Annotated in this window: 15 protein-coding genes and 1 pseudogene; 3 read left to right on the top strand and 13 right to left on the bottom strand. The window is 70.2% G+C overall.

The genetic code is table 11. The annotated features are described in order from the left end of the window. Positions 1 to 83: 83 nt before the first annotated feature. From C5E05_RS13625 to C5E05_RS13615, 3 genes are all read right to left on the bottom strand, one after another. Positions 84 to 836: a sulfite exporter TauE/SafE family protein gene (locus C5E05_RS13625; protein ID WP_104240995.1), complete on the bottom strand. Its 753-nt coding sequence runs from the start codon at positions 834 to 836 to the stop codon at positions 84 to 86. Between the two features lie 214 nt (positions 837 to 1,050). Continuing rightward, on the bottom strand, positions 1,051 to 2,088 hold the full coding sequence (locus tag C5E05_RS13620) for a carbohydrate kinase (RefSeq protein WP_104342209.1): 1,038 nt from the start codon (positions 2,086 to 2,088) through the stop codon (positions 1,051 to 1,053). Continuing rightward, positions 2,085 to 2,702: a maleylpyruvate isomerase family mycothiol-dependent enzyme gene (locus C5E05_RS13615; protein WP_104342304.1), complete on the bottom strand. Its 618-nt coding sequence runs from the start codon at positions 2,700 to 2,702 to the stop codon at positions 2,085 to 2,087. Before C5E05_RS13615 ends, C5E05_RS13620 begins: the two co-directional genes overlap by 4 nt. Before the next feature lie 169 nt (positions 2,703 to 2,871). On the opposite strand from C5E05_RS13615, the gene C5E05_RS13610 reads away from it, so the two are divergent. Then, on the top strand, positions 2,872 to 4,065 hold the full coding sequence (locus tag C5E05_RS13610) for a zinc-dependent alcohol dehydrogenase (RefSeq protein WP_104240997.1): 1,194 nt from the start codon (positions 2,872 to 2,874) through the stop codon (positions 4,063 to 4,065). A 214-nt stretch (positions 4,066 to 4,279) separates the two neighbouring features. Here C5E05_RS13610 and C5E05_RS13605 read toward each other — a convergent pair whose 3' ends face one another. The 5 genes from C5E05_RS13605 to C5E05_RS13585 all read right to left on the bottom strand — a co-directional run bounded on the left by C5E05_RS13605 (position 4,280) and on the right by C5E05_RS13585 (position 8,957). Next, complete coding sequence (locus C5E05_RS13605; RefSeq protein WP_104342208.1) at positions 4,280 to 4,738, bottom strand: SRPBCC domain-containing protein; 459 nt, start codon at positions 4,736 to 4,738, stop codon at positions 4,280 to 4,282. Between the two features lie 194 nt (positions 4,739 to 4,932). After that, a complete protein-coding gene (locus C5E05_RS13600; RefSeq protein WP_104299593.1) occupies positions 4,933 to 5,676 on the bottom strand; it encodes an SCO1664 family protein in 744 nt (247 codons plus the stop codon). Between the two features lie 122 nt (positions 5,677 to 5,798). Continuing rightward, positions 5,799 to 6,407 carry a DUF3090 domain-containing protein gene (locus C5E05_RS13595; protein WP_104241000.1) on the bottom strand — a complete coding sequence of 203 codons (609 nt, stop codon included), beginning with the start codon at positions 6,405 to 6,407 and terminating at the stop codon, positions 5,799 to 5,801. A 16-nt stretch (positions 6,408 to 6,423) separates the two neighbouring features. After that, positions 6,424 to 7,161, bottom strand: coding sequence for an MSMEG_4193 family putative phosphomutase (locus C5E05_RS13590; protein ID WP_104299540.1), 738 nt, complete (start codon positions 7,159 to 7,161; stop codon positions 6,424 to 6,426). 146 nt (positions 7,162 to 7,307) lie between these two features. Further along, positions 7,308 to 8,957, bottom strand: coding sequence for an ABC-F family ATP-binding cassette domain-containing protein (locus tag C5E05_RS13585; protein WP_104241002.1), 1,650 nt, complete (start codon positions 8,955 to 8,957; stop codon positions 7,308 to 7,310). Positions 8,958 to 9,358: 401 nt separating this feature from the next. On the opposite strand from C5E05_RS13585, the gene C5E05_RS13580 reads away from it, so the two are divergent. Both C5E05_RS13580 and C5E05_RS13575 read left to right on the top strand, forming a co-directional pair. Beyond that, on the top strand, positions 9,359 to 10,495 hold the full coding sequence (locus tag C5E05_RS13580; RefSeq protein WP_258064872.1) for a lipase family protein: 1,137 nt from the start codon (positions 9,359 to 9,361) through the stop codon (positions 10,493 to 10,495). A 419-nt stretch (positions 10,496 to 10,914) separates the two neighbouring features. After that, a complete protein-coding gene (locus C5E05_RS13575) occupies positions 10,915 to 11,124 on the top strand; it encodes a hypothetical protein (RefSeq protein WP_104306485.1) in 210 nt (69 codons plus the stop codon). 317 nt (positions 11,125 to 11,441) lie between these two features. Here C5E05_RS13575 and C5E05_RS13570 read toward each other — a convergent pair whose 3' ends face one another. The 5 genes and pseudogenes from C5E05_RS13570 to C5E05_RS20535 all read right to left on the bottom strand — a co-directional run. After that, on the bottom strand, positions 11,442 to 11,780 hold the full coding sequence (locus C5E05_RS13570) for a hypothetical protein (protein ID WP_146081118.1): 339 nt from the start codon (positions 11,778 to 11,780) through the stop codon (positions 11,442 to 11,444). Positions 11,781 to 12,074: 294 nt separating this feature from the next. Then, a complete protein-coding gene (locus C5E05_RS13565) occupies positions 12,075 to 12,824 on the bottom strand; it encodes an SGNH/GDSL hydrolase family protein (protein ID WP_104342206.1) in 750 nt (249 codons plus the stop codon). Between the two features lie 150 nt (positions 12,825 to 12,974). Continuing rightward, positions 12,975 to 13,328, bottom strand: coding sequence for a hypothetical protein (locus C5E05_RS20205; protein ID WP_181059590.1), 354 nt, complete (start codon positions 13,326 to 13,328; stop codon positions 12,975 to 12,977). Next, complete coding sequence (locus tag C5E05_RS13560) at positions 13,325 to 14,029, bottom strand: DsbA family oxidoreductase (protein WP_258064871.1); 705 nt, start codon at positions 14,027 to 14,029, stop codon at positions 13,325 to 13,327. Before C5E05_RS13560 ends, C5E05_RS20205 begins: the two co-directional genes overlap by 4 nt. Positions 14,030 to 14,139: 110 nt before the next feature. Continuing rightward, positions 14,140 to 14,409: pseudogene (locus C5E05_RS20535) on the bottom strand (hypothetical protein); the annotation flags it as partial.

The raw sequence follows: 14,409 nt of genomic DNA, 5'->3' as shown, positions 1-14,409 counted from the left end.
CAGCGATCCCCGGCGAGCACCCGCCCCAGGCGAGTGGCGATCTCAACCGAGCGCAGGGCTCAGCCGAGGAGCGTTCTCGGACCTCAGACGAGCAGGTAGACGGCGCCGGCGACCGTGAGTACGAGCACGATGCGGTCGAAGACCTTCTGGCTCAGGCGGGGTGCGAGCCAGCGCCCGAGGAAGGCCCCGCCGATGAGGAGCGGCACGAGGAGCAGGTCGAGCACGAGGGTGCCCGGAGTGATGAGCCCGAGGCCGACCGAGAACGGCAGCTTGGCGATGTTGACGATCGCGAAGAACCAGGCGGCCGTCCCCAGGAAGGCCTTCACGGGGAACTTCGCGGCGAGGAAGTACATGGCCATGACCGGGCCGCCGGCGTTGGCGACCATGGTCGTGAACCCGCCGAGCGAGCCGTAGCCAGCGCGAGCGACCTTCGCCGCCCGATCGCTCGGCGTCTCCGGGGTGCGGTAGCGGCGCCACACGGTGATCGTGACGAGGATGAGCAGGATGATGCCGATGACACGGCGAACCCAGCTGTCGTCGGCGAAGGCGAGGAACGCGGCGCCGGCGAGGAGGCCGACGGCGACGGCCGGGATCAGCTTGACGAGGGTCGGCCAGTCGGCGTGGCGTCGGTACGTCCACAGGGCGAACATGTCGCCGACGATGAGGAGCACGAGCAGCGCCCCGGTCGACTGCTTGGCGGGGAGGACCGCGGCGAAGGTCGCGACGGAGAGCGTCGTGACCCCCGGCAGTGCGGTCTTCGAGACGCCGACGGCGAACGCGGCGACGGCGAGCAGCACCCAGGCGAACGTGGGGAGTTGGGGGAGCAGCTCGAGCATCAGAAAAGTCTAGGCCCGAACTCGGTTTTGTCCTGTCGTGACGACAACGGAGTGCTCGGTGCCCGTCGGTCGGTGTCTCTTGGCCCGCACCTGCTGCCTCGCGCCGGTTGCCCCGCGCCCGTCGCCGAGCGTCAGAACCCGAGCGCCGGATCCCGAGCACCAGCCTCCACCCTCCACCCCGAGGCACAGCCCCGAGGCACAGACCCGGGGCGCCCTAGCCGAGTCGGGGCGCTGGCTCCTCGCCGGCCAGCTCCTGCGGCCAGGGTGGGTTGGCGCCCGCACGCGCCACGGTGACGGCCGCGCTGCGTGCCGCGGTCGCGAGGGCCGCATCCGCCCACGCATCTTCATCGAGGCCTTCGACGAGCGCGTGGCGGGTGCTCGCGGCGGAGACGGCGTGCAGGAGTCCGGACATGAAGGCGTCGCCGGCGCCGACGGTGTCGACGACGCGGACCAGCGGAGCCTCTGCGGTGAGCTCACGCCGTGACGTGCGCGCGAGTGCGCCCTCGCTGCCGCGGGTCATGACGGCGAGGCGCGCTCCGAGCGTCCTGAAGCGCCGCAGCACCTCGGAGGGGGAGACGCCCGGGTAGAGCCACTCGGCGTCTTCGTCGCTCAGCTTCACGACGTGGCTGAGCGAGGCGAGGGCTTCGACGCGCTCGCGCACCGTCTCGCGGTCGCCCATGATCGCCGCGCGCACGTTGGGGTCGTAGCTCGTGAGGATGCCGCCGCGTGCCCTGGCCTCGGCGAAGGACGCACGGACGACGGCGCCGCCAGGGTCGACGACCGCGCCGATCGACCCGGTGTGGAGCACGTCGACGCCATCGAGGTGCGGCGTCGGCAGCGAGAAGTCGAGGTCGAACTCGTAGCTGGCGCTGCCCTGCGCGTCGAGGGTGGCCTTCGCCGTCGAGGTGCGCTCGCCGTCGAGTGCTCCGTCGACGAGCGCGACGCCGGACTCCTCGAGGTGCGCGAGCACGAGGCGCCCGAGCTGGTCGTCGGCGAGGCGTGCGGCGAGCTGGGAGGGATGGCCGAGACGCGCGAGTCCCACGGCGACGTTCATGGGGGAGCCGCCCGGCAGGGCGCGCCCCTCCGGGGAGCCGGCGTCTCCCGGCAGGAGGTCGACGAGGGCTTCACCGAGCACGAGGGCGCTCGCGAGGTGGGCGCTCGTGAGGTGACCTGCGGAGTCGTGGCGCTCGGACCTGTCGTGGTGCTCGGAGCTGGACGCTGTGCTGTCGGTGGATGGTTCCCGCTGGTTCATGAGATCGCCTCCGGTGCGACATCGCGACCGCTCAGCCACATGAGCAGGTCGATGGCTGTTCCCCGGACGGCCGGCCCGTGGCCGAGCGTCAGAGATCGGTCTGGTGAGGCACCCGCGTCGATCGCGACGAGGGTGCGGTCGGCGGCGAGCTCCCGGCCGCCGCCCATGGCGACGGGCGACTTGCGCTGGTGGGCGATCGCCTCGAGCACCGCGGCGCGCGGGTACGTGTGGGTGATGCCGAGGGGCCTGCGGATGTCCTCGCCGTGCACGAACGCTTCCACGTAGCGCGTTGCCGCGGGCGTCGGTGCGCTCGAGGTGCGTCCGGCGGCGGCTCGGAAGCGCTCGAGCGTGTCGCGCGGATGCTCCTGCCGCTCGGCTTCCATTCCGCGCTGGTTGAGGGCGTCGAAGTCGAAGCGCGCCGACGCGAGCTGCGCGACGAAGCTGAACGGCGTGGTCTTCGCGTCGTTTACCAGGTGCGCGAGCACGTCGTGCACCGTCCACCCCGTGCAGAGGGAGGGGGTCGCCCATGCGGTGTCGTCGAGCCGCTCGAGGTCCGCGATGAGCGCCTCGCGCTCCGCGTGCACGACGCTCCAGGGTGCTCCCGATCGACTCACGTGCACGACGCTACCGCCTCGGCGAGCTCCCGGCGAGCCGCAGATGCGGCTGGGAAGTCAACCCCGCGCGGCGCAGGGGCGCCGGTCCGTAGCCTCGGGGCGAACCCCAGGGATCTCCGGGCGCCCGCTCGAGGCAGGCGCCCGTTCTCCCGCGAAGAGAGGAATCCTCATGCGCGCACTCACCTGGCAGTCGACCGGCAAGGTCACCGTCGAGACGGTCCCGAAGCCCCTGATCCAAGAGACGGGGGATGCGATCATCCGCGTCACCTCGGCCGCGATCTGCGGCTCCGACCTGCACCTGTACAGCGTCTTCGGGCCGTTCCTCGCGAAGGGCGACATCCTCGGCCACGAGACGATGGGCATCGTCGAGGAGGTCGGCGACGGGGTGACGAAGCTCAGCGTCGGCGACCGGGTGGTCGTGCCGTTCGTGATCGCCTGCGGCGACTGCGTCGCCTGTCATTCCGGCCTCTCCACGCAGTGCGAGGTGACGCAGAACACCGATCAGGGCACCGGTGCCGAGCTGTACGGCTACACGGAGCTGTACGGATCGGTGCCAGGCGGGCAGGCGGAGTACCTGCGCGTGCGCCTCGCCGACAACAACGCCATCAAGGTCGGCCACGAGCTGTCCGACGAGCGGTACTTGTTCCTCAGCGACATCCTCCCCACGGCCTGGCAGGGCGTCCAGTACGCGAACGTCCCGGCGGGCGGAACCCTCGCGGTCCTCGGGCTCGGACCGGTTGGCCAGTTCGCGGCACGCATCGGGAAGCACCTCGGCTACCGGGTGCTGGGGGTCGACCCGGTGCCCGAGCGTCGCGCGCTCGCGGAGCGCTACGGGGTCGAGGTCTTCGACTACGACTCGCAGACCGCGGAGGCCCTCCGCGCCGCGACCGAGGGGCGAGGACCGGACTCGGTGGTGGATGCGGTCGGGCTCGAGGCGCACGGTGCCGGTGATGGCAGCGGGATCGCAGAGATCGCGCAGAAGGGCGCCGGGCTGCTCCCGGATGCGCTCGCCAAGAAGGTCATCGAGACGGTCGGTGTCGACCGACTCTCCGCCGTCATGCTGGCCATCGACGCGGTGCGCCGCGGCGGGACGGTCTCGCTCAGCGGGGTGTACGCGGGAACGGCCGACCCGATGCCGCTCATGACGATGTTCGACAAGCAGCTGACGCTGCGCATGGGCCAGTGCAACGTGCAGCGGTGGATCCCCGAGCTGCTTCCGCTCGTCGAGGACCGCAGCGATCCGCTCGGCACCGAGGATCTCGTCACGCACCGCATGCCGCTCGAGGACGCGCCCCGCATGTACGAGGTGTTCCAGAAGAAGACGGATGGGTGCATCAAGGTCGTCCTGAAGCCCCGAGGCTGACGCGCGACGGCTGAACCCGTGCGGCTGATGCACGTCGGCTGATGCAGCGAGGCTGACGCACCGCGGCGGGCGGATGAGGGGCTGGCAGATCACGGGCTGGCAGAGATCACGGGCTGCCAGTCGCTGCGCGTCTCGCAAGGCCGACCAGGCGTCCCGTGCGGGCGCTTGGTCGGGGCACGGAAGATCTCCCTCGCGCGCTGCAGCGCTTGATCTGTCAGCGAGCGACGTGCCTGGCGAGGTTCTCGAGGGCCTGGGTCCAGCCGTCGTAGACGTTGTCATCGCCCGGCTCGCCCGCGATGCCTCGCACGTGCAGCGCGAGCTCAGTCTCGTCGCCGCTCGCGGTGAAGTCGACGGCCACGACGGGGGACTCGGCGGGGTCGTCGTCGGGGGAGCCCCACGTGAAGACGAGCCGGTCGGGTTCCGAGACGAGGAGGTAGGTGCCCGCCGTCGGATACTCCTCACCATTCTCATCGTTCACCATCGTGTACCGGTAGGTGCCGCCCTCGCGCACGTCGACGGCGATGGAGTCCCGCGGCGTCGAGACCCCGGCCGGGTGATGCCAGAGGGTGAGCTCGTCTGGGTCGGTCCACGCACGCCAGACCCGCTCGCGGGGAGCCCCGACGCTGCGGTGCAGGGTGAATTCGGGTTGGGCGACGGCTTCCGGACTGGTCATGGCGTCTCTCCTCTGCCTCTGTCGACTCGAGGGCAGCTGCAGTTTCGTCAGCGTGCGAGCCGAGCTGGCAGCAGGCTAGGTGCCACGGTTTGGAGTCGCCTCGGAGCATCCGGAGCGTCCGGAGCATCCGGAGCGTCCGGAGTGCCCGGGTCGGTCAGGTCGTCCGGGCCGGTCGGAGCGGCTGCAGGGTGCGATCAGAAGAGCGGCCAGGGGGCGGCGGGCATGTCGCCTTCAGGGGCGGGGAACTCACCGTCCTGAACCAGTCGGTCGACGCGCGCTGCGAGCTCGTGGAGCTCGACGTCGGACAGCAGCTCGGACAACCGCGCCCCGAGCCCGGAGTCGCGTTTGTCGTCGAGTGCCGCCCGGAGCTTCCGGACGCTTGCCAGCTCCTCGCCCGTGAACCCCTCGCCGACCCAGCCCCAGAGCACGGTGCGCAGTTTCGGTTCGGCGTGGAAGGAGAGGCCGTGGTCGACGCCGTAGCGGTGGCCGTCGGCCATGGCGAGGACGTGTCCGCCCTTGCGGTCGGCGTTGTTGACGATCGCGTCGAAGATCGCCATGTGGCGCATGGTCTGGGAGTCCTCGTGCACGAGGACGACCTCGCGACCGGTCTCGTCCTCGCCCGTGAGCACGGTCCGCCATCCGGTGTCGGGCACCTCGGAGGCGTCGACGAGATCGACGGCATCCTGAGACTCGTCGATGTCCTGCCACAGCTGCAGCATGCCTGGCCCGAACTGGCCGTCGCCGAGCCAGGTGCGGGGCACGATGTTCCAGCCGAGGCTCTCGGAGACGAGGTAGGCGGCGACCTCTCGCTTGGCGAGGTCGTTGTTCGGGAAGTCCCACAGCGGGCGCTCGCCCTGTGAGGGCTTGTAGACGACTTCGACGGGTTCCTCACCGAGCACCGTGTAGTTCCCGACGAAGGAGGCGTTGGAGGCGCCCATCAGCCTCGCGGTGAGCTCGAGGGTCGGCCCGTTCGGCGTCGTCTCGACGGACGAGGTCCCGTCGTCGGGTGTGTCATCGTGCGCCACGTCAGTGTTCGGTTCTGTGTTCGGTGCTGGGTCGGTCACAGGCCGTCGTCGGCCGGGCAGTCGTGGCCTTCGGGATCCTTGGGGAGGCCGCAGCGCGGGCAGAGCGATCGGCCGGCGCCCACGATCTCGAGGGTGCGCTTCGCGAAAGCGCGCGCCGAGCCGACGGGGATGCGGACGCGCAGCAGCTCTTCCGGCTCGACGGCTTCGACGAGCTCGTCGAGGCCCGCCATGCGGGCGAGCTCGGCCTCGAGGGCCTCGGTGTCCGCATCCGCGTCGATCTCGAGTTCGACTTCGACCACGGGGATCACCTCGAGGATGACCTGCGCGGTCGCCGGCTCCCAGCCGAGGCCGATGGTTCCCACGCGGAAGCGCCCGTCGACGGGCGTGTCGAGCGGTTCCTCGTCGATGAGCTCGATGGGGGTCGAGCTGGGCACGCTGTAGCGGTTCCCGTCCTCGAGCATCAGCTGGTCGAGGATCTCGTCGACCTTCTCGGCGAGCAGGGCCGACTGCTCCTTCTCGAGGATGACGCTGATGACGCGGGCGCCGTCGCGGGCTTGCAGGTAGAAGGTGCGCTCGCCGGGCTTGCCGAGCGTGCCGACGATGAATCGGTCCGGCCAGTCGAATTCGTGCACGAGGGTCGTCATGGTCTCAAGCCTATGCTCAGGACGCTCTGCCCGCGCCGCCGCCGACGGTCGCGTCGCCCGAGTGGGACGCGCCATCCGGGGAAGTCTGGGCCGGGACGAGCCAGGCGAGGTCGCCGGCATCGGAGTTGATGATGGGGACGCTCGGGCGCGCCTTGCCGTAGCTGATGATCGAGGTGGAGGCGGGGCCGACCGCGAGGCGCTGGAACAGGTCGAGGTGCATGCCGAGGGCGTCGGCGAGGATCGACTTGATGATGTCGCCGTGGCTCACGGCGACCCACACGGCGCCGGGTCCGAACTCGCGCTCGACCTCCGCGTCGTGGCGGCGCACGGCGGCGACTGCCCGAGACTGCATGGTGGCCATCGACTCCCCGTCGGGGAAGGTGACGGCGGAGGGCTGCGTCTGCACGCTCGCCCACAGTTCCTCCTTGGCGAGATCGGCGAGCTTCCGGTTCTGCCAGGCCCCGTAGCCGCACTCGGTGAGGTCGTCGTCGACGAGGTCGAGGGCCGGCTCCAGGTGCGCATCCGCGAACGGTGCGGTCGGCTGCTGGGCGCGAATGGCTGCAGCTGTCTCGAGGCAGCGCTCGAGGGGGCTCGTGACGAGCCGTGCCAGGGGCACCGCGGCGAGGCGAGCCCCGGTCGCTGCGGCCTGTGCTCGGCCGGTCTCGTCGAGGAGGACTCCGGGGGTGCGTCCCGCGAGCAGCCCGCTCGCGTTCGCAGTGGTGCGTCCGTGTCGGACGAGGATGACGGTGGCCATGCGGCACAGCCTAGGACGTGCGCGGCGGCGGGAGCCGTGCGGGCGTCCAGGTCCGAGCCGTGCGCGGCGGGAGGCTCTGTTGTCGGGAGGCTCTGCTGTCGGGAGGCTCCTGCGTTCGGAGGCGCCCGGGTGCGCCGCCGCGACCGTCACCGTTCCGTGAGCTGACCGCCCTCGACGTGCCAGGCGCGGTTCAGCTGCACGGTCTCGAGCATCCGCCGGTCGTGCGTGACGAGGAGGAGGGTGCCCTCGTAGCTCTCGAGGGCCTGCTCGAGCTGCTCGATGGCGACGAGGTCGAGGTGGTTGGTCGGCTCGTCGAGCACCAGCAGGTTGACACCCCGGGCTTGGAGGAGCGCGAGCCCTGCCCGGGTTCGTTCGCCGGGGGAGAGCTCGTCGGCGCGGCGTCCCACGTGGTCCGCCTTGAGGCCGAATTTGGCGAGCAGGGTGCGCACCTCGGCGGTTGGCCAGTCGGGCACCTGGGCTTCGAACTGCTCCGCGAGCGGTGCTGGCCCGGTGAGGGCGGCCCGTGCCTGGTCGATCTCACCGAGGGCGACGCTGGAGCCGAGGCTCGCGGTTCCCGAGTTCGGCTGGATGTGCCCGAGCAGCAGGCGCAGGAGCGTCGATTTTCCTGCGCCGTTCGGGCCGGTGATGCCGATGCGGTCACCGGCGTCGACCTGCACGGAGACGGGCCCGAACGTGAAGCTCCCGAGGTGCAGCTCGGCGCGGGAGAGCGTCGAGACCACGGAGCTGGAACGGGGAGCCGTGCCGATCGTGAACTGCAGCTGCCATTCTTTGCGCGGCTCCTCGACCTCGTCGAGGCGCGCGATCCGGCTCTCCATCTGGCGCACCTTCTGCGCCTGCTTCTCGCTCGACTCCGTGGCCGCTTTCCGCCGGATCTTGTCGTTGTCCGGTGCTTTGCGCATGGCGTTGCGCACGCCCTGGCTCGACCATTCGCGCTGCGTCCTGGCCCGCCCGACGAGGTCCGCCTTCTTGTCGGCGAACTCCTCGTACTCCTCGCGCGCGTGGCGCTTCGCTGTTGCCCGCTCCTCGAGGAAGGCCTCGTACCCGCCGCCGTACACGTGGTTGCTGTGCTGGGCGAGGTCGAGTTCCAGCACGCGGGTGACGCTCCTGGCGAGGAACTCGCGGTCGTGGCTCACGAGGACGACGCCACCGCGGAGGCCCTGGATGAACGCCTCGAGCCGTTCGAGCCCATCGAGGTCGAGGTCGTTGGTCGGCTCGTCGAGGAGCACGATGTCGAAACGGGAGAGCAGGAGGGCGGCGAGGCCGACTCTCGCGGCCTGCCCGCCGGAGAGGGAGGTCATGAGGGCGTCGGCGCTGAGCTCGAGTCCGAGCTCGGCGAGGACGACCGGGAGGCGCTCTTCGAGGTCGGCCGCTCCGCTCGCGAGCCAGCGCTCGAGGGCGACGGCGTACACGTCGCCGGGGTCCGGGGCACCTGGCTTCGCCTCCTCGGCGAGGGCCTCGGCCGCAGCATCCATCTCCGCGGTGGCTTCGGTGGTGCCGGTGCGGCGGCCGACGTACTGGGCCACGGTCTCTCCGGCGACGCGCTCGTGCTCCTGGGGGAGCCAGCCGATGAAGGCGTCCGCCGGGGCCAGCGACACGCTGCCCTCCATCGGCTCGTCGATGCCGGCGAGGAGTCGCAGCAGCGTCGACTTGCCCGCGCCGTTCGCGCCCACGACGCCGACCACGTCGCCGGGGGCGACGACGAGGTCGAGGGACGAGAAGAGCGTGCGGTGGTCGTGGCCACCCGCGAGGTCCTTGGCGACGAGGGTTGCGGTCATTGCTCTATGTTCGCGCACTCTGGGAGCCCCTGCGGACGGCTCGCGGGCTCGCGCACCTCCGCGGCATTCGGCGGCGACCCCTTGACCGGGTGCGGGGCCGGGCCGACACTGAACTCGCAGCCGACATACCTTCGCTGGCTGCGTTGCCGCTCGTCTCCGGATGCTTCCGGCTCGCGGGCCGTGGAAGAAGATTCGGGAGAGGACAGCCAGTGGCAGAGAGGCCGTCGGACCCGCCGCAGGAGCCTCCGCGGGGAGGGGCGCTGACGCCTCGTAACCTGGGCCGTGCAGCCTCACGCTCACGCTCACGCTCACGCTCACGCTCACCGAGGCGAGTCGTCGCGTTCGTCGTGACGGGGGCGCTCGCGGTCGCCGCGGTTCTCCTAGGTGCGGAGGTGCTGCGGGTGAGCGGCGACACCATCGAGCAGGGGGACCTCGCTGCGTTCTACGTGCAGCCGGATGGAGACGTCCCCTCAGAGCCAGGGACGCTGGTGCGCAGCGAGCAGCTGCTCGGGACCCCGATCGGCTCGCAGGCGTGGCGCATCCTGTACTCGTCGACCGACCTCCACGGGGCTCCGGTGCTCGTGTCCGGGGTCGTCGTCGTCCCGGACGGCGAAGCCCCCGCAGACGGGCGGACGGTGCTCGCGTGGGGCCATCCGACGACCGGCACGGAACCATCGTGTGCGCCGTCTCGGGCCTTCGATCCGTTCATCGGCATCGAGGGGATGCGCCTCATGCTCGATCGCGGCTACGCGGTCGTCGCGACCGACTACCTCGGCATGGGGGTCACCACCGCGGACGGCGCGCAGGCGGGGCAGGACTCCTACCTCGTGGGGGAGACGGCTGCGCGCAGCATGCTCGACTCGGTGCGAGCCGCTCAACAGATCGACCCAGTGCAGGCAGGCGACGACGTCGTGCTCTGGGGGCACTCGCAGGGCGGTCAGGCTGCGCTCTTCGCGGCACAGGAGGCGCCGAGCTATGCGCCGGAGCTCACGATCGCCGCGGTGGCCGTCGCGGCACCCGCCGCTGATCTCACGAAGCTCATGGGGTCGCACCTGGACGACATCTCCGGGGTCACGATCGGCTCGTACGCGTTCCCTGCGTTCGCCGAGGTGTACGCGAGTGTGCCGGGCGCGGAGCTGTCGAGCATCCTCACCCCGGCCGCGATCGACAAGGCTCCGCAGATGAACTCGCTGTGCCTGATGAGCAGCCTCACCGAGCTGCACGACATCGGGCAGCCGCTCGTCGGCGAGTTCACGCTGCACGACCCCACTACGGCGGAGCCGTGGGCAACTCTCCTGCGCGACAACTCGGCCGGGGGCAAGAAAATCGATGCGCCTCTCTTCGTCGCACAGGGAAGCGCCGACGAGCTTGTGCTCCCCGCCGACACAGCTGCGTTCGTCGCCCACGAGGAATCGATCGGGATCGAAGTTCACGCCGTGACCGTGCCCGGAGCGAGCCACGGAACCATCGCCTACGAGGCGCTCCCCGAGCTCGAGCGCTGGCTCGAGTGGCACGTGCCCACCAACGGAGGTCCCTGACGCTCGAGTTCCCACGCCCCGCATCCGTCGGTCTTGCGTTCGCCGCGACAATCGGGCTTGCTGTCGCCGTGAGCGGATGTTCGACGCAACCCACAGCGACGTGTACTGCCCGTGGTCCGCGAAGATCACCGAGATCGAGGTGCTCGAATAGCGGCCATCAGGGGGCGGCACGCCCAGATGGTGGCGTCCCCGGGTGGGTGGCGGGGTTTCGAGCGGTGTTGACTGACTCGCCGGGCGGATTGACCGGCCCCGTCTGATGGGCCCGCCGGTGCTGTCGTGGCACCTGGCCGGTTGCGCGGATCCGGGGCGAGTCCACGTCTCGCGTGCACGCCGTTCGGAGCCTCGAGTGCTTCCCTGGGGTGAGTGGGGCGGCAGTCAGTCGCCCGCGAGGATCCGAGCGCAGTGAGGCGGCGAAGATCATGGGAGTCACCAACATCGAAGAGGGAGTTCCCGAGGGCGAGGAGAGGTGGCGAGACGAAGGCGGCTCCGGTGAGAGCACGCACTTCCACGCACACGGCTGGCGTCCCGACCCCGTGGTGCCGAACTCGGCGCCGTCAGCGGTGGCGGCACCCGATGGAGTGACGCCGCCCGCCCCGGTGCCGACCGGATCGGACGAACAGGCCCGCTAGCTCAGGGCCGCTCGCTGACAGTGGGACTCGAGGTCGCGCAGGAGGAGACGTGTCCGAGATCGCGTCCGGCACGACGCTGAGCGGGGCAGCCCTGGACTGGAGCGCTCGGTATGACGCAGCCGCACGGGGCAGCCCAGCTGGGTGCGCCGGTTTTGCGGCTGGGCCGCTAGCCGGACGCACCTGAAATCCTGATGCGCCCGCTTGCGGCTGGGCCCGCCATCCGGACGCACCGCTGTGCAGATGAGCCCGCTGTCCGGATGCACCCACTGTGCAGATGTGCCCGCTCTGCAGCTGGTCAGGCCATCTGGCTGGTTCCGCTATCCGGCTGTGCGGGCGTTGGCGGGCGCGCGGCGTCCGGTCCGGCGGCACCGGGGACGTGCCGCCGCGACGTCCGTCTGGTCGTGCTCGACGGGGAAGAGCGCCTCGGAGAGGGCTCCCTGGGCTTCGTCGAGCGTCCCGTAGTCGCCGATGCTCTGTCCCTGGGGGCCCTGGAGGGTGTGCAGTCCGGTGTCTGCGATCGTGATGAAGCCAGCGAACTCGTCGCTGATGGTTGCCGCGTACACGTCGTCGTCGGCTTGTCGCCAAGAGACTCGAGGTGCGGGCAGGGTGAATGGTATTGCGAGTGTGATGCGATTCTTCGTTTCGTTGCGGCGCAACCCGCCAGCGTTGGCGGGGCGCGTTCTTTCAAGCATGTGTGCGCCGCTGTGGGCGCCTGCTGGTCAGCCGACTCGTGCTCGTGAGCAGGGTGGGCGTCTCGGACTTGGGTCCTGGTGGCCACGGATCCGGTGGCGCGGATGGCGACAGGCAGGATCTGGAATGTCCGCGAGAAGCGGGGTGACCATGCGTCGACTCAACCACTATACGGCACGAAGCCTGAATGAGAAGGTTTTCTCATGAGCGATGACATCGACGGCAGCGTCTGCGGCCCGCCTCTTTCGCTGACGGCGCTGCTAGTCGGTGGCGACCGGGTCGAGCGTCGGGTACTTCGGCGTGCGCGAGTCGCCTGACGACTTGCCGGTGAGTCGACGACCGATCCAGGGAAGCACGTACTCCCGCCAGTACTCGGAGTTGCGGGGGCGCTGGATGCTGGGGGTCTGGGGCCCGAAGTCAGGTGCGGGCACGTCGAGGGCGGTGAGGACGTTCGCGGCGACCCTCCGGTGGCCGCTCACCCCCATGTGGAGGCGGTCGCGTGACCAGTAGTCGAGGTGGCGCAGCTCAGGGTCCGCCCAGTTGTCGACGAAGGTGATGCCGGCTTGCGGCGGCATCTTGGCGTGCACCGCGGCGGCGAGCGCGTCTCCGCGCGCGGCGATGCGCTTACCCATGGGGAGGTGGTCCGAGGGGTTCGCGCCCGAGAGGAGGATGACGTGGATGCCGGCATCGAGTGCCTGCTTGGCGCCGTCGACGAGCCGCTGGGCGACGTCATCGATGGACACGCGTGGGCGGAGGATGTCGTTGCCGCCGCCGTTGAGGCTCATGAGCTGTGGCTTGAGGGCAATGGCGGCGGGGAGCTGCTCTTCGAGGATCGCGTCGAGAAGTCGCCCCCGGATGGCGAGGTTCGCGTAGGTGACCGGCTCCGGCGAAGAGACGGCGAGACCCTGCGCGACGAGGTCAGCCCAGCCGCGCACCCGGCCATCCGGCAGCTCATCGCCCACGCCCTCGGTGAAACTGTCACCAACGGCGACGAAACTCGTGAATCCCATGGGGAGAGTCCATCACACCGGAGCGCCCGCGCCGCTCAGGAGCGGAGACGCGGGCCGGAGCCAACTCGCGCTCTTCCTGCTGCCTCGGCGGCGGGGGAGTTCAGAGCCGAGCTGCTGTGCGCGACGCAGCTCTGCCCTGCCCTGCTCTACTCAGATCAGGCAGGCGTCGCCCTCGCAGGCGATGCCTGCGTCCCCCAGCATCGTGAAGCCGCCTGCCTGAACGGACCCCTGAGCGGCGTCCGAGTTTGCGTCCACTGCAGCTGGCGTCACGCCCGAAGCGCTCAGGGTGCCAGTGCTCACGCTCGAAGTGCTCGTGCCCGTGCCCGTGCCCGTGCCCGTGCCCGTGCCCGCAGTCGCCGCCGCATCCGTAGTTGCACCTGGAGTCGCCGTCGCCGTCGCCGTCTCCGGAGCCGCCGCAGCTGGATCCACGGCCGCAGCAGTGGTGGGGGCGTCGGTCGTGGCGGTGGCGGACTCGTTCACGCCGTCGGTCAAGTGGTCGGTCACGCGGTCGTGTTGTCGCGGTCGGTGGTGACCTTGTTCAGGACATCCGCGAAGGTCGCCGCTTCCTGGGCCCCGGAGACGCCGTACTTGCCGTCGATGACGAAGAACGGGACGCCTTGGATGCCGTACGCCTGCTGCTGGTCGGCGAGGACATCGTCGTGATGGACTCGCTCCTCGAGGGCGTGCACGGCAGCGGCGCGGTCAAGGCCGAGCTCTTCGGCGAGGTCGGCGAGCACTGCGATGTCACTGAGGTCGCGTCCTTCGACGAAGTAGGCCTTGAGGAGGCGCTCCTTCGCGTCGAGCTGGCGGCCGTTGGCCTTCGCGAAGTGGATGAGCTCGTGCGCGCGCACGGTGTTGACGTGCTGGACGGAGTCGAAGTCGTAGTCGAGGCCGACGTCCTTCGCGATGCCGGTGACACGGTCGAGCATCTGCTCGACCTGCACGACGGGGAGCCCCTTGCGCTCGGCGAGGTACTCGGTGGTCGAGCCGTGGAAGTCGATGGGCGTATCGGGGGACAGCTCGTAGCTGTGGTATTCGATCTCCACGGCCGGGGCGTCACCCGACGCGGAGAACTGCTCGATGCCGCTCTCCAGTTTCCGCTTGCCGATGTAGCACCAGGGGCAGGCGATGTCCGACCAGATGTCGATGCGGATCGGAGCCTGGGTCGATGCGGCCTGAGATGTGTTCTGCGCTGCTGTCGTCACACGCAATGCAACAGGGCCCCTTTCTCGCCTATTCCCAGGCGAAGCCGGCGGGCCGCCGGCCCAGACGGCACGCCGACGGACCCCTTCCTCAACCCTCGAGTGGAGTCGAGTCAGAACGGTGGCTCCGCAGGGGCACTGGGTGCCGCGGGCGGGGGATCCTCGTCTCGTTCGCGGGGCGGTTTGCCGCCTCGCCGCCAGGGCAGTTGGTCGGTGGGTGTGAAGGTGGGGCCGTGGGGTTTGGGGTGGTCTGTGTAGGTTTTTCCGCTTGGGGTGGTCCATTGGAGGGTGCCGCCGTCGTGTTGGGTGACGGTCCAGGCGGTGTGGTGCTTGACGATGTGATGGTTTTTGCAGAAGTCGCTGAGGTTCCAGGTGGCGGTTTC

This window comes from Pseudoclavibacter sp. AY1H1 (assembly GCF_002931055.1).
In the GTDB taxonomy this organism is placed as follows: domain Bacteria; phylum Actinomycetota; class Actinomycetes; order Actinomycetales; family Microbacteriaceae; genus Pseudoclavibacter.
This window is presented reverse-complemented; position numbering and strand designations above follow the sequence as displayed.

What these genes read in the sequence shown, in the direction of transcription:
- C5E05_RS13625 (WP_104240995.1), bottom strand. Translation starts at nt 836, where the DNA reads ATGCTCGAGCTGCTCCCCCAACTCCCCACGTTCGCCTGGGTGCTGCTC.
- C5E05_RS13620 (WP_104342209.1), bottom strand. Translation starts at nt 2,088, where the DNA reads ATGAACCAGCGGGAACCATCCACCGACAGCACAGCGTCCAGCTCCGAG.
- C5E05_RS13610 (WP_104240997.1), top strand. Translation starts at nt 2,872, where the DNA reads ATGCGCGCACTCACCTGGCAGTCGACCGGCAAGGTCACCGTCGAGACG.
- C5E05_RS13605 (WP_104342208.1), bottom strand. Translation starts at nt 4,738, where the DNA reads ATGACCAGTCCGGAAGCCGTCGCCCAACCCGAATTCACCCTGCACCGC.
- C5E05_RS13600 (WP_104299593.1), bottom strand. Translation starts at nt 5,676, where the DNA reads ATGGGCGCCTCCAACGCCTCCTTCGTCGGGAACTACACGGTGCTCGGT.
- C5E05_RS13595 (WP_104241000.1), bottom strand. Translation starts at nt 6,407, where the DNA reads ATGACGACCCTCGTGCACGAATTCGACTGGCCGGACCGATTCATCGTC.
- C5E05_RS13590 (WP_104299540.1), bottom strand. Translation starts at nt 7,161, where the DNA reads ATGGCCACCGTCATCCTCGTCCGACACGGACGCACCACTGCGAACGCG.
- C5E05_RS13585 (WP_104241002.1), bottom strand. Translation starts at nt 8,957, where the DNA reads ATGACCGCAACCCTCGTCGCCAAGGACCTCGCGGGTGGCCACGACCAC.
- C5E05_RS13575 (WP_104306485.1), top strand. Translation starts at nt 10,915, where the DNA reads ATGGGAGTCACCAACATCGAAGAGGGAGTTCCCGAGGGCGAGGAGAGG.
- C5E05_RS13565 (WP_104342206.1), bottom strand. Translation starts at nt 12,824, where the DNA reads ATGGGATTCACGAGTTTCGTCGCCGTTGGTGACAGTTTCACCGAGGGC.